Source organism: Bacteroides sp. AM41-16 (assembly GCF_003603495.1).
Taxonomy (GTDB): Bacteria; Bacteroidota; Bacteroidia; order Bacteroidales; family Bacteroidaceae; genus Bacteroides; species Bacteroides uniformis.
This window is the reverse complement of record NZ_QTNE01000002.1, coordinates 98,331-112,987: the sequence shown is the minus strand read 5'-3', so window position 1 is coordinate 112,987 and position 14,657 is coordinate 98,331. Positions and strand designations below refer to the sequence as shown.

7 protein-coding genes are annotated in these 14,657 nt (G+C 40.4%); all 7 read right to left on the bottom strand.

Annotated elements, in window-relative coordinates; all coding sequences use genetic code 11:
- Positions 1-6: 6 nt before the first annotated feature.
- The 7 genes from DW896_RS02960 to DW896_RS02930 all read right to left on the bottom strand — a co-directional run bounded on the left by DW896_RS02960 (position 7) and on the right by DW896_RS02930 (position 14,587).
- On the bottom strand, positions 7-2,373 hold the full coding sequence (locus DW896_RS02960) for a GH92 family glycosyl hydrolase (protein ID WP_034529654.1): 2,367 nt from the start codon (positions 2,371-2,373) through the stop codon (positions 7-9).
- 26 nt (positions 2,374-2,399) lie between these two features.
- A complete protein-coding gene (locus tag DW896_RS02955; RefSeq protein ID WP_005832976.1) occupies positions 2,400-4,331 on the bottom strand; it encodes a glycoside hydrolase family 97 protein in 1,932 nt (643 codons plus the stop codon).
- Positions 4,332-4,391: 60 nt separating this feature from the next.
- Positions 4,392-5,990, bottom strand: coding sequence for an alginate lyase family protein (locus tag DW896_RS02950; protein WP_005832978.1), 1,599 nt, complete (start codon positions 5,988-5,990; stop codon positions 4,392-4,394).
- Between the two features lie 99 nt (positions 5,991-6,089).
- Positions 6,090-7,928, bottom strand: a complete 1,839-nt coding sequence (locus DW896_RS02945; protein ID WP_005832980.1) for a RagB/SusD family nutrient uptake outer membrane protein — start codon at positions 7,926-7,928, stop codon at positions 6,090-6,092.
- Between the two features lie 26 nt (positions 7,929-7,954).
- On the bottom strand, positions 7,955-11,041 hold the full coding sequence (locus DW896_RS02940; protein WP_005832982.1) for a TonB-dependent receptor: 3,087 nt from the start codon (positions 11,039-11,041) through the stop codon (positions 7,955-7,957).
- 46 nt (positions 11,042-11,087) lie between these two features.
- Positions 11,088-11,603, bottom strand: a complete 516-nt coding sequence (locus tag DW896_RS02935; RefSeq protein WP_009038048.1) for a sigma-70 family RNA polymerase sigma factor — start codon at positions 11,601-11,603, stop codon at positions 11,088-11,090.
- 191 nt (positions 11,604-11,794) lie between these two features.
- Positions 11,795-14,587, bottom strand: coding sequence for a two-component regulator propeller domain-containing protein (locus DW896_RS02930; RefSeq protein WP_009038047.1), 2,793 nt, complete (start codon positions 14,585-14,587; stop codon positions 11,795-11,797).
- Between the last annotated feature and the right edge of the window lie 70 nt (positions 14,588-14,657).

The window sequence follows — 14,657 nt, the reverse complement described above, 5'->3', positions numbered from 1 at the left end:
CGCATTTTAATCATCCTGCGGCAATTTACCAATTCCCCATTGCTTATTAGGCTTATCACCCAAATGCAATTCAAGAACACCACCGTTAGCAAAATCTTCATGATAGAACCAACACCTATCCCAGGGTTTTCCATCAAACGTAGCCCGTTGGATATACATATTTTTGTCGGAATTGCCCGTAGTTACAATTTGGAAAGTCTTTCCCGGATAGTACCTATTGTCAAGATGTATGGTCACTTTATCAAATATAGGAGAGGTTATCTCATAATAAGGCTTTACAGCGCAGCCTCCGTCCACTTCAAACAGTCCCATCGCCATTAAAACGCCCAAAGCTCCCATCTGCCCTTGGTCTTCATCATCACGATACCCACCATACGGGGTAACATCAGCATAAGCCGCTTTGACCTTACGCACCCATTTTTGTGTCAGCCATGGTGCCCGAGCATGATTGAAAAGATGAGCCATGCCCGTGCCTGGTTGGTTACCGTAATCAGTCCAATTACCAGATTTGGTATCTTTTGAACGGAAAAAACCATAAGGCTCACTCTTGACAAAGTTCTCATTCAAACGCTCGGCATATTTCTTATGACCACCATAAAGTGCTATTAAACCTTGCATATCGTGGGGAACATAATGAGAATATATAGCCGAATTGCTTTCACAAAAACCACCTTTCTCCGTCAACTCAAGTGGATCGAAATCAGGTAACCATTCTCCATCCGTCCCTTTAGGTTGCATGAATCCTGATGCTTTATTCCAAAGGTTCTTATAATTTTTTGAGCGTTCAAAGAACAATTCATAATCAGCTTGCTTGCCCATTGCCTTGGCCATTTGGGCAAGACACCAGTCTTGATATGCGTACTCCAAGGTCATAGATGCACCTGTAGTATGCATACCTACCACATTCGCACGTCCATCAGGCACATATCCCATTTTAATATAATATTCCATTCCACCTGAATGAGCATCCTTACTATGTTCGTAACCGGCATGGTCACGAATACCTCCAGGAAATGCATTCTTGCGTAGCCCTTCATAGGCCAAATCAGCATCATAATTACGAATACCTTTGTTATAAGCAGTTGCAAAGAAAGACACAGCAGGATCGCCTATCATTACATAGGTATAATTCCCCCCCGAAGGTCCGCGAGGAATAAGTCCCCCATTACGATACATATCCAACATTGTATTGCAAAAATCATCCATCAGATGCGGATAAGCCATAGACCAAAGAATATCAAGCGACCAATGGCTCCCCCACCACGCATCAAAATTATGATGATTGTAGAGAGGTTTACCACTTGCAGACAAAGGAATACGGCAAATACGGGGAAAGTCAGACGTTTGGTCAAGATAACACCCATCAACATCACTCACTACCTTACGTCCCAATAATGCGTGCCAAAGATCTGTATAGAACTTTATCTGTTGCTCACGGCTACCGCCCTCCACTTCTATCTTACCAAGCCAAGTATTCCACTCATCAAACGAAGCATGTTTTACCTCTTCAAAATTCCATGATTCCAGTTCCGCATAAAGATTCTTACGAGCCTGCTCTACACTAACGTATGAAATGGCAACCTTCAGTAGTACTTTTTCATTGGCCTTGGTACGAAACTTCACAGCCAATCCCACATTCTTTCCTGAAATTCGCTCAGGTTTGGTATTAGGCACTATTTTCCCTTCACGCCAAGTCACTATCTGCTCCACCGGCTTGCTCAACTGTGCATAAAAATAGACAGGTGTATCCTTAGGACGACGCCCTGTACGCTCCATTATTTCCCAACCAGCTATTTCCGTATCACTAATCTTCCAGACTTCCGAATAAGCGGTAGGACTGTGAGCCAAAAAAGCGCCAGTATCAAAAAGGACATAGCTCGAATCGCTTTGGGGGAACGTATAACGATGGAAGCCTACCCGCATTGTCGACGTTAATTCAGCAGTCACATCATAATTTGTAAGTTTCACCTTATGAAACCCAGGTTTGGCAATCTCACCCTCATGAGTAAATTCAGACTGATAGGAGTCCATGCCCAAATGCCCTTTAAATGGACCAACCGTAGGCATTACAGCAACACCGGACATCTGCCAATTATGAATATGGCTAAAACATCGTATATACTTAGAGCCATACATATAACCCGATCCCCATGAATGTTCCGTATCTGTATCAGGACTCAGACTGACCATACCAAATGGGCGACAAGCAGAACTAAAAAAGAACCAACGAGAACGATGGCTGTCCACGAATGGATTTACCAGTTCTACATACTTCCAATTTGTTTCGGGCTCATTAGAATAAACCTTTAACGACATTAACAATGATGACAGAAATACTAAAGCCAATAAACACTTCTTCTTATCACATTTCATCATACTGGATTTTAAAAATTAAATCTTTATAATTTCTGCTTCCTATAGTTGCGAACATTTCGGTTATCACCTGTATCAAGCACCAACCGAATAGCGGCACCACCGGAAGCACGAAGAGAGAAACGAAGCACCGACTGGGCATTCACAAGATACCGCTGACATCGCACACGAGTACGGGTTTTTACTGATTTATCTCCATCTGTATAAATCTCAGCTATATAAGACTTTCCTTGCGGCAAAAAATCGAGACTAATCTCCTGTTCGCGAGCATCATTATTGGTTATGGCACCAACAAACCACTCTTCACCTTTGCGGCGAGCTATGGTAACGAATTCGCCTATCTTACCTTGAAGCACCTGCGTATCATCCCAAGTAGTATAAACATCATCAAAGAATTTCAATTCAGGTTCATCTTGTGAATCAGAGGGTTTATCATACCAATACATATACTGAAGAGGGCTGTAATAGATTACAGAAAGAGCCAACTGATGAGCAGGAGTTGTTTGAATAGTACGAGAACGAGGTACCCCATAACTATCTTTATCCGTATGCAAACGCCCGAAGTCCTGACGATAATAACAGATAGTATAGTCTGCGGCACCTGCAACAAAACGCGTAAAGGGAAGAATGGTATTATGAGTCGCATCAGGGAATTCTTCATTTCCTCGAATACCTTCTTGGGTCATCAGATTGGGATAAGTACGACTAAAACCCGTTGGACGATATTCATCATGAATGTCCACCATAAGGCCATATTGCGCACATTTCTTCACCGCTTCGTGCATCCACCTTGTCCATATTTGAGAGCCGACCTGTACAAAACCGAACTTAATACCCGCTATACCCCATGATTTGTAAAGAGGAAGTATCTCGTCCAGTTGTTGTTGAAGAGCACGTTGATTTACATAAAGGATAACACCTATTCCTTTCGACTTGGCATAACTAATCACTTCTTGCAGATTAAGCGCATCAATCTGCTCATTGCGCCGTGGGTCGAGCGTTACGGTAGTAGCATCAGAAGACTTGTCATATTCAAAACCATACCAACCTGCATCAAAATGAATATACTGCAAGCGGCGCTTCACTGCAAAATCCACTAAAGCCTTACCACCTTCAGTGGTAAGTGTAACCTCCCGCATTACCTTCCCCGGTTTAATCCAGGATGTATCAGCGATTTTACAATCAGGATTCAGATTAAGCAACAAGTCATTGTTAGCGAGAATATCTCCTGGCCGGGAAGCGCACATCACAATTCTCCAAGGCGTATGATATGGAGCTATATCCTCCACTATTCCATACATTGAAGTAAGCAAAGTATAAGGTTTCTCATCCGAAAGTTTAAATTTGGTACGCACATAATCCACGACCTGAGCCTCGGCAAGACAAGCATATTGGCCTTCTGGCAATTGAAGCATCAACGGACGATCCGACTCATTTTCCCACCCTTCGAGTGGCAAAAGATTATAAGGGGTCTGTGCCCGTTCGGTATGCCAAGCAAGAGTGCCTTTAGGAAGTGTAAATTGGGTAAACTCATTTTCAATCTTCAAATATTCACCTCCTACAAAACGATAACGGAATGCAACGCCTTCGTTATAAGCTCGCACATCCAGCACCATTCTCTTCCGCGAACCAGTTTTAGCCAACTCTATCTCGCAAGCATTATATAATTCCTTCACAACGGCACGTTCACCGTAGACAGGTTTCCAATTCTTATCTATCCGGCTGTTACGCGAAGTGACTATTCGGATTCCATCATACCAATTTTCGTTCCATTCGATTCCTAACCGAGAAGGTTCTATCACCTCTTTCTGTTGATAGAAAAGCGAATAGCTCAATTGTCCGTCATCGCTCACCGTAAACTCATATTCGCCGTCGGGCGATGTAACCTTCACCGCTTCTGCCATAACAGAAAACGCAACCAACATACCCCAAAACGTCAGTGTTAATCTCTTCTTCATATCAATTCTAATTACAATATTGTTATTTTGTTTAGCTCCACACCTATCCGTCACACACATTTATAAATGACTCTCGGAAACGATACTTTCAACACCGACAGCCTTTATGTCTCCAAAATCGAGCAACAACGAAATATGCCTGTCACGTGTACCAAATAATGTTCCATTATTGGAACGTGCGTCTTTCACAGCAAACCAATAAGTATTACCATCCACTTTCACCGCATCCTTCTCATAAAAAGTCCAAAATTCAGGAGCACTCTGTACGCTATAGCTCAACCGAAGCCATCCATCTTTAACCTCTTCGGGTTTATGGCTGAATGTCACTTTTATATAAGGGAATTCTGAAGGATTATAGTGTATCCGGTTTTTCTGCATTGAGATACCTTTGTTCACCAATAAGAATTCATTGCCGACAGGCTCTAAATCAGGTGCTGCAATTTGCCACCCTTTCCAGCCATATTTAAGTTGTTCTGAAATTTGCCCTTCAAGAGGAACCGGTTCGTTTTTTCCTAAGTAAAAGAGTAATGTTCCAAAACCCGGATTATCACACGTCCATCCTATGCCTTCAGGGCGAATACGCTTTAGCACCTTTTCCGTATAAGGCATTGCAATTCCCCTTCGTTCCACATAATGATTATATGCAATTTCAAAAACAGCCCTGAATTTGCCCAATTCTGCTTCTCCCATATTTTGCCAGTTACAATATTTACCTGTAGCATCTTTCCAAACTTCAAAAGGAACATCCGTATAGCCCAAGTTAACTTTAGAAAGATATTCATATCCTTTCATAATACGATTATCTAAAGCCGCATAAAGATTATCCCCTTGTTTCCAAGCGCATTCTGCCAATTCAGCCAAAACACCTACTCCAAGCATACAGTGAGCTTGATCACGTCCCGATTCTTGCAATTGGCCAGTTTCTGCAATGTAATTAGGCAAACTTCCATTATCCCGACTATTATAAAAGAAGTCTACAGCCTGATTGTAAAGAGGTTCATCATTACAGAAAATACCAATTGCCATCACCATTTTGTTAACCGATCCTCCCCAATTACCATTTGCATAAGGTTTGGCTTGAACAAAAGTGGTAAGTACTGGAAGAAATACATTACGGAACATACCTTCTATACTCTTTGTATCAGCTTCGCTCCAACCTTTCACATATTGATTATCTTGATAAGTGTAACGCATTATTTCAGCTGCATTTATAAGCATGAATCCCTGAAGACCTGCACAAAGAGGATCATCAGGTCCATATATTTTCTGTAATGTGGATGCATATCCTCGAAGAATTTCCATAGCTTTATCGGCATGACGTACATCACCGGTAATGTTCCACATCAGAGCATTATAATAAGCCGCATTACAATCGCTTTCACAAGGAGCTTTGGTGTATCCATATTTTCCGGCACGACTGATATTCTCAAACGGCCCCTTCATTTCATACTCAAAGGATGCACCCGGCACTTTTCTCAATAAATCATACGAACCCATAGCCGGATAGGAATTCTCTTTCACAAGTCGAGTAATACGTTTTAAATCGTCTTGAGAATGAAGCAAACCGGGATGAATAAAGTTTCGGGCAGCAGCAGAAAATATCGAACATAGCATCACTAAAACGCTTGCACATTTAAGTAGTTTTTCATATATATCCATAACAAATACTCTTTTAAGATTAAAAGAACAAAGAGCTTGCACAATTTATTGCAAATAACAAACTGGCAAGCCCTATTAATTTATAGTTTCAATTTACTATTATTCCCATCCAGGGTTGTTTCCCAATTCTTGTCCGTTAGATAGGGTATTCAGCCAATTCACCGGAATAGGACGAAGACTATATTTGGCATTGGTGGCTGCACTTAATTGAGTTTGGATTAAACCACCTGTAATATGGGTTACGTCCCAGTTATACTCTAAAACTCTTTCGGCCAACTTACCAGTTCGAGTCAAATCATTCCAACGAGGTGCTTCACCAAATAATTCAAGTGCTCTTTCATCCAATACGTCATCAATAGTGACTGTACCTTCATATTTAGCCAAACCTTGTTCCTTCGCATTATGCATTGCACGCTCACGAACCGCATTGATACAAAGCAAAGCATTCACATTGTCTTTTTTCATTACAGCTGCTTCGGCTGCAATCAAGTAAGTTTCAGCCAATCGAAACAACACGATGTCACGACTTCCATACTGGCTACCACCACTTTCGCCATAAAGAGTACCTGCATCCTTGAACTTATATACCGGCAACCAAGCACGAGTGGTTGAACTATTGCCTTGCAAACCGGTAATAAAGTAATCATCTTCAGAGCAATCTTTGTAAGAACCGGAAGGATAATTATAAATAAACTTCATCGGAGAAGCAGCATTTGCCGCATCTTGCTCAGCTTTTGAATACACTCTAAAGCCTTCTTCTGTAGGTACAGGAAAATGAATCACCGTATCGGCAACACCTGTACTTGAAGACCCTAGCTGAGTAGTATTCATAAAGGCATTACGTCCATAAGTACGTCCATCCACCGAAGTAGCAGGATCTCCATTAAGCGGACTCATAAAAGTAACTTCCGCACGACGGTCTTTTTTCCAATCGAAAGAGGTATAAAGATACTTTGAGGGCATCACATCTCCGTAGTCATTGGCGTAGAAATTTGATTTGGCCAAACCTTCCCAACCTTCACGGTAAGAGAATAGATAATAAGTACTCTGTTGATTATTATTATTATTTGTACTATTGTTATAGTTTACAGCAAAAATAACCTCATCATTAGCCTCATTAGACTGACGGTGAACCATAGCATAGTCTTCAAGTAAACTATGCCCCGTCTTTTCAATTACATACATCGCATCATCATATGCATTTTTAAAGTCATTCACATCTGCATAGTCCTGATATCCACGAGTCAAATAAACCAAAGCACGCAAATGGCGAGCTGCTGCTTTTGAAGCACGTCCAAAATCGGAAGCTCCTTGTTTTTCGGGCAATGAAGAAGATAACACATCTTGCAAGTCTTTCAGAATCTGAGTATAAAATTCCGCGCCACTGTTCAGTTTAGAAGTTGTTGCTGTTGATTGAGCTTCTTCCAGTACCAAAGGAGCTTGCCCCCAATTCTTCACAATTTCAAACAAATAAAGCGCACGAAGAAATTTGACTTCTGCCACCCTCAAGTCACGTTGATTCGGATCAATTCCTTCAATAGGGTCTTCTGTTTTAAGAGTCACATTTGTAGCACGGCCGATAGCAGCATTTACATCTTTTAATGCTACATAAAGTTTAGACCACTGCTCATATACAGTTCCGTTTGATTTATCATAAGTCACTACATACTGATTCAAGTCGCTAGTAACAGTACCGTTAGGCTGTGTGCCAATATCAGTACCCAATTGAGTAAGTTTATGGTAACTATAATTATTATATACAGACTTCAAAGAGGCATACGCACCATTAACTAATGATTCATAACCTTTGGCTGTTTTGTAATAGTCTTCAGCTGACTGACTAGTCCAATTTTCTTCTTCAAGAAAAGACGAACAACTTGCGAAAGTAGCTACGGAAATAAGCAATAAGCCCTTTTTAATTATATTCTTAGTTTTCATTTTATTCTTTCTTTAATTTCGATTTGTTAAAAAGAAACATTCACTCCAAACATCACATTGCGTGTCATAAGGTCTGTGCTAGATACATTTGTAGGTAACTGTTCGGGAACAATAACATTATCAGCACAAATAATCATCGGATTTTGAACCGTACAATACAATCTCAAATTGGTCAAGAATGATTTAGAAATCAATTTCTTATCAAATGTATATCCCAAACTAACATGAGTTATTTTAAAGAAATCTGATGATGACATTGTATGTGAAACGTCCGACTTCTGATTTCCCCACGAACCTGCTTTGCTACGATAAGTTCCCATATTACCGGGTTGAGCCGATTCATTAGTAGGATTCTCTGGGGTCCAATAATCTTTCACCATATTATTTAAGTTCATATTATTGTTCTCAAGTGCATAAGACACATAGAATTGATTACGCATACGACCGCCCAATTGGAAAGAAGTACCTACCGATAAATCAAAATTCTTATAATTAAAAGTATTAACCATACCACCGGTCCAATCCGGGGTGCGCTTACCATCAATTACGCGGTCAGCATCATCTATTTTACCATTTTTATCTAGATCCAGTACTTTATATTGGCCAGGTTTACATCCATATTTAGCAGCCTCTTCTGCTTCGTCCAACTGCCATACGCCAATAGTCATCAAATTATAGTTGATGTCAATAGGTTGTCCTACCACCCAAAGATTGCTATAATCACCCTTCATTCCTTCGAATGACTTACCTCTTGAAGTCAGATCTTCTATATATTGCAGCTTTTCAATCTTATTATTATTATAAGCTATATTGAATGAAGTTCTCCATGAAAAGTCTTCTGTACGGATATTTTCCGTATTCAATACAAATTCAAAACCTTTATTACGAACAGAACCAACATTAGCCTTTACTGAAGAATAACCAAGAGTAATGGGAAGAGTTTTGTTCATAATCAAATCTTCTGTCAAACGGTTATAGTACTCAAAAGAACCTGATATACGGTTGTTCAAGAAACCAAAATCAACACCGATATTATATTCTGTTGTTCTCTCCCAACCTAATTCCATATTACGCAAATTGTTAGGCACGTAGCCAATTACATCATTCGTTCCAAAAGAATAGTACTGAGCGCCACTGATAGAACCTTGTGTCTGATAAGCACCTACATTATCATTACCAGACTGACCGAAACTTACACGCAATTTCAAGTTATTCAGCCAATCAATATCTTTCATAAATTCTTCTTCAGTGATTCTCCAAGCCAATGCACCAGCGAAGAAACCTCCCCATTTATGTCCTTCAGCCAATTTGGAAGAACCGTCATAACGCATACTTGCAGTCACATAATACTTGCCTTTATAATTGTAGTTCAAACGTGCCAAATACGACATCAATGATGTTTTAGTGTACTTAGATTGAGTCTTATTCGTTTTTGCACCATTTTGCAAAGCATACCATAAAGAATTATAAGAAAGACCGGCACCGTCACCACGCATAAATTCATTCTGATATTCGGTCATTGAATAAACACCTGTCAAATCAAAATGATGGTCCTTCATCAAGTCAAAATTATAAGTAACCATATTATCCCAAACCCAATTCAAAATGGTAGTTTTCTCATACCATGCAGTAGCTTGTGAACCTTGATTACGCTTAGTATAAGCACCTGCATACATACCATAGTCAATAAATTGAAGATCGGGAGAAAATGTAGAGCGTAACGCCAAATTCTTAATAGGATTAAACTCTACAAATAAATTACTCAGAACATCATATTTCTTATATCTCCATGACTGGTTTTTCTGAGTTACAAAAGGATTGAACTGTCCGCTACCATATTTGAATTCCTGCTCACCTGTCACAAGATTAGTAGGATGATAAGTAGGACGTAAACGATAAATAGTCTGCAAACCATCTTCATTACCAGTTTCTTGGTCAGAAAAAGTTCCATAAAGGCTTACCCCGAACTTAAAGTAATCATTAGGCGTTACGTCAACGGCAGCACGCAGATTATATCGCTTATAAAACTGAGGTTGAAGACAACCATCTTCATTATGATAACCCGCAGACGCCACATAGGATGATTTCTCTGTTCCTCCAGAAACTGAAAGTGTATGACTGTTCATCCACGCAGTAGAAGTAAGAGCATCAAACCAATCCATATAATTATTATTTTCAATAGCAACCAATTCTGATGCTGAAAATATTTTATCATCCGAAACATATTCTCCGTTACCTTTAGTAGCTCGAGAGTATTCCCGTGCAAGTTGGACATATTGCTGTCCATCCATCATATCGGGAGCATTCATATAATTTTTAAATCCAACGGAACCATCATAACTGACTTTAGGAGCTCCGGCTTTTCCTCTTTTGGTAGTCACGATTACAACTCCATTCGTAGCTCTGGAACCATAAATAGCTGTAGAAGAGGCATCCTTCAATATATCAATCTTTTCAATGTCATCAGGATTGATGTTTTCCAATTCAGCACCAGGAACACCATCAATTACAATCAATGGTTTGGTACTACCACTAACTGTATTCAAACCACGAATCAAGATATTATACCCACTACCAGGCTTATTAGATGAGCGTTGAATATTGACACCAGGCACTACGCCTTGCATAGCACCAGCTGCACTGGAGATACCAGCAGCCGTCAATTCTTTTGTAGAAACAGAAGCTACGGCACCCGTCAAATCAGATTTCTTAACTGCGCCATAACCCACTACAACAACTTCATCAAGCATTTCTGTATCTTCTTTCAACACTATCTCATTTAATTTTTTATCTGAAGCTGATAATTCCACAGATTTATAACCTAAATAAGAAACAACTAAAATAGCTTTAGATGAAGAAACGCTCAATGAAAAGTTTCCATCAATATCAGTAATTGTTCCATTGGTAGTACCTTTTTCTATAATACTTGCACCAATAATCGGTTCACCAGTAGAGTCAAGAATCCTACCTTTAACTACACTCGTCTGCATAACAGCCTGAACATCGTTCGCTTCGGCAAATGCCATCTGCGGACTCCCCGCCAACAAAGCTGATACCATTGCCGCTGAGAATAAAATTCTTCTCGATGAGAACTTTAGAAATTCATTCTTCATAAATTTATAAATTTAAAATTAACACTATATTATTATCAATACCTAATTAGATACATTGCTTCAAGTATTCGCGTACCTCTTTACGGCTGATGAAAAGATGGTTCTCCACCGTGCGGCGCGAAAGATTCAATTCTTCCGAAATATCTGTGACAGACTTGTCTTCAAAACGGTTCATGACATAAATCTTACGACGCTGCGACGGAAGAAATTCTACCCGCCGTTTCTCGCAAGCCAATAAATCATCGGCTACCACACAAGACTCCACCTCATTATGACCAACCTCCGTCCTATCATACATATAAGAGGTAATCTCTTGTTTCTTATAATAGCGACGCAAATAGTCGTTCACCAAATTACGCGAAATGGTATAAATGAAAAACTTGACAGTATCGGGACGGAGCATTTGTTTATAGTCCATCAGACGGACAAATACATCTTGAGAAAGGTCTTCCGCCTCTTCCTTATTATTCACCTTATTATATATATACAGGTAAACCGAAAAATGATAACGCTCATAAGAATCAGCTATCAATTGGGGGGATGTCATCATGCAGTTTTCCATAATAAATTAGATTACGATTCATGTTTTCCGTTCGATTGAACAATGCAAAAATAACTTCTATTTCAATAAAAACAACACTTCTGAAGGGCATACAAATCTCAACTAATACGGTTAGACTAAAAACAAAGAAAGTCGCTAATATATAGCGACTTAAGAATATGAGACTCACAGTATCAATTAATAATTTGAGACTATTCGTTGTTCCCTCCTATGCTTCGGATATATTCATTCGGAGTAATTCCCGTAGCTTTCTTGAAATAACGGAAGAAAGAAGCGCGGGAACTGAAGCCACAAAGTTCGGCAAGAGCACTCAGCGTATATTTGGAATACTCTTCCGTATTGACTAAACGTTTAAACTCGGCAATGCGGTAATCGTTGATATAATCATAATAATTGCGTTCCAAGTATTGATTGAAAAGATAAGAAAGTGTATGGGCAGACGTATCAATGGCAGCAGCCAAATCGGCTATCTTCAAATCAGAATGCTTATAAAGCTTGTCTTTATGCATGATTTTTTCCAGCTTGTCCGTCAGTCGCCTGCACTCTTCCGAGCTGACCTTTACGCTTTTATACTTTTCTTCAGATACCGATTTTGTCTCCACCGCAACAGATTGTTCTTCTTTCACGACCTGTACCTGCTCAGGGGCTTGTCTTTTTCCACGCCCGAAGAAATAATAGCCTCCACCGGCCAACAGTACTGCTACAACAATCCCCCAAGCAAGCCAACCACTGAAAACAGAAGCGATTTCCACCTTCAGCAGAGTTTCCGAATCCGGTTCCCCCATACGGCGCACCTTAAACACATAAGAACCGGAAGGCAAATCATAATAAGTCACTTCCGAACGCCCTGTAATTGCTATCCAACCGTCATCCCTACCCTCCAACTGGTATTCATAGGACATAAAAGCAGGAGAAGTATAGGAAAAGTCGGAAAAACAGAAAGTGACATTTTTCTCCGAAGGCTCCAACCCGATTCTCGAAATACCACTTCCAACGGTGACCATCGGATAAGTAGACGGCTTACCATTGATATGCACATCGGTTACCTTGACCGGATAAAAATCATGCTTCTTCTGATTCATGTGAGCAACATCCAAAGAGACCAATCCTTTAGAATTTCCAAACCAGAGATTTCCTTCCGCGTCACAAACCGGCGGGCATAGGGTAAAAATGGAACTCGGAATACCGTCTACAAAGTTATAAGGGATAAAATTGTCATTCTTGTCATAATGGAACAAACCGTCACTCGTCCCCATCCACAGCCATTTTTTACGATCTTCTATAATGAACATCCCGTCTCGCCCCTCCAAAGGAGTACCGGGATGCAAACGCCGGAAGCTGTTCATAGACAAATCGGATATGAACAGAGAGCCTTTGTCCGGAAAAAAATAAAGATTATGCCCGGAGTCCTCATAAACGACCCTGATTTTCTCCTTATGGATAAATCCCTCAGGAAATATATCCGTACGAAGCTTTTCAGAAGAAGGGTCCCAGATACATACGCCATTTTCCGTACAAATCCATCCTTTACGGGTAGAGTCAAAATAGATTTCGTAGACATTGCCTTCAGGAAGCCTGGAATTGGAACTGGTATAGTGAGCCACCTGCCTGCCGTCTTTATAACAATAAACGCCTTGAGAAGTTCCTATCCATAAATTTCCTTCCGCATCCTGCTTGATACAGAAGATATGTCCTTTTACAAAAGGTTGCTGTTCACCGTCAGGTGCAAAGTCACGTATGGTCAACCTTTCCGGATTGAAGATGTACATTCCTCCGCCGTAAGTTCCTACATAATATTCTCCTTCATAAAATAAAATACAGAATATCATGCCGGAGCGCATTTCGGGCGACTGGAAACTTTTGAAACGATTCCTTTTCTCATCAATATAGAATAAGCCGTCACGCGAACCTACCAGCTTTTCATGCCCATTGATGGCAAGGGCACGGATAGGCATGTCTCTGGAATTGAAATAAGGAGGGAAAGCATAAGTAGTAAACAAATCACTCTGATATAAAGTATAATCAAGTCCCAACTGGTAGAACCCTATCCAAATCATTCCGTTCCGGTCTACCAAAAGCGAATAAACGGAATTGGAACGCAAGCTTTCATTGTCACCCGTCTCATGCCGCATGGTACGGACCACCTTCCGCCGGTCTGTGGCTATGAAATGCACTCCATTGCCATCCGTTCCTACATACAACATATTTTTGCCGTCGCTGGAAAGGGAAGAGATGATGTTGCACCCCACCTCCACAAAATGCTCAAATTCTCCGGAACGGGTGTCAAAGGAAATAATCCCTTGGTCCATAGTACCCAGATAAATGGTAGAACCGATACGGGTGATATTGTTAAAAGCACACACATGCTTGCCGTCTTTTACATTATGATAGGCTTTCACTTTTCTGTCGGACAATCGTAACGAATACAGTCCCTTCTCGGTTGCCATCCATAGCATGCCCTGCTCATTCAATGAAAGTCCGGTTACAACATTCGAAGCAGAAAGGGCATTTTTATCCAGTAATATTTGCTCCAAGTTTCCTTTCTTGTATAAAAAGAGCCCTTTCGCACTACCGATATAGAGTGTCCCTTTTCCATCATGAAGCAAAGAGTGGACTGCACAATTTATCATATCGGGGACAATAAGTTCCAAAGCATCCAATTCTTTGTTCAAACGCCACAATCCCATGCCATTCCCCATCCACAATTGGTTATCTTCCATTTCGGCAATAACATTGACACGTTTCAATTTCTCATTGGAACCGGTTATCGGATAGTGTTTGATATGGCTTCCGTCAAAACGCTCCAAAGAATTACCCGTACCTATCCAGACAAATCCCAAAGAGTCTTTATAAATGGCATTGACCAGCAAATCAGACAGTCCGTCGGATACCGACAAGCCACGCAAGGTATATGTACTTGGATAGGCCCATGCACAGAACATTAACAAGTGAAAAAGAAAAATGTATTTTATTATGTTTTTCATTACACTGTAGTCTTTACTCTATGGTGCAAATATAACGAAAAACATCAACTGTATAGCTACCTCAAGCTTA

Bases quoted from the DNA above. Each gene is read 5' to 3' on its own strand.
- DW896_RS02935 (WP_009038048.1), bottom strand. From the start codon at position 11,603: ATGGAAAACTGCATGATGACATCCCCCCAATTGATAGCTGATTCTTAT.
- DW896_RS02930 (WP_009038047.1), bottom strand. From the start codon at position 14,587: ATGAAAAACATAATAAAATACATTTTTCTTTTTCACTTGTTAATGTTC.
- DW896_RS02940 (WP_005832982.1), bottom strand. From the start codon at position 11,041: ATGAAGAATGAATTTCTAAAGTTCTCATCGAGAAGAATTTTATTCTCA.
- DW896_RS02950 (WP_005832978.1), bottom strand. From the start codon at position 5,990: ATGGATATATATGAAAAACTACTTAAATGTGCAAGCGTTTTAGTGATG.
- DW896_RS02960 (WP_034529654.1), bottom strand. From the start codon at position 2,373: ATGAAATGTGATAAGAAGAAGTGTTTATTGGCTTTAGTATTTCTGTCA.
- DW896_RS02945 (WP_005832980.1), bottom strand. From the start codon at position 7,928: ATGAAAACTAAGAATATAATTAAAAAGGGCTTATTGCTTATTTCCGTA.
- DW896_RS02955 (WP_005832976.1), bottom strand. From the start codon at position 4,331: ATGAAGAAGAGATTAACACTGACGTTTTGGGGTATGTTGGTTGCGTTT.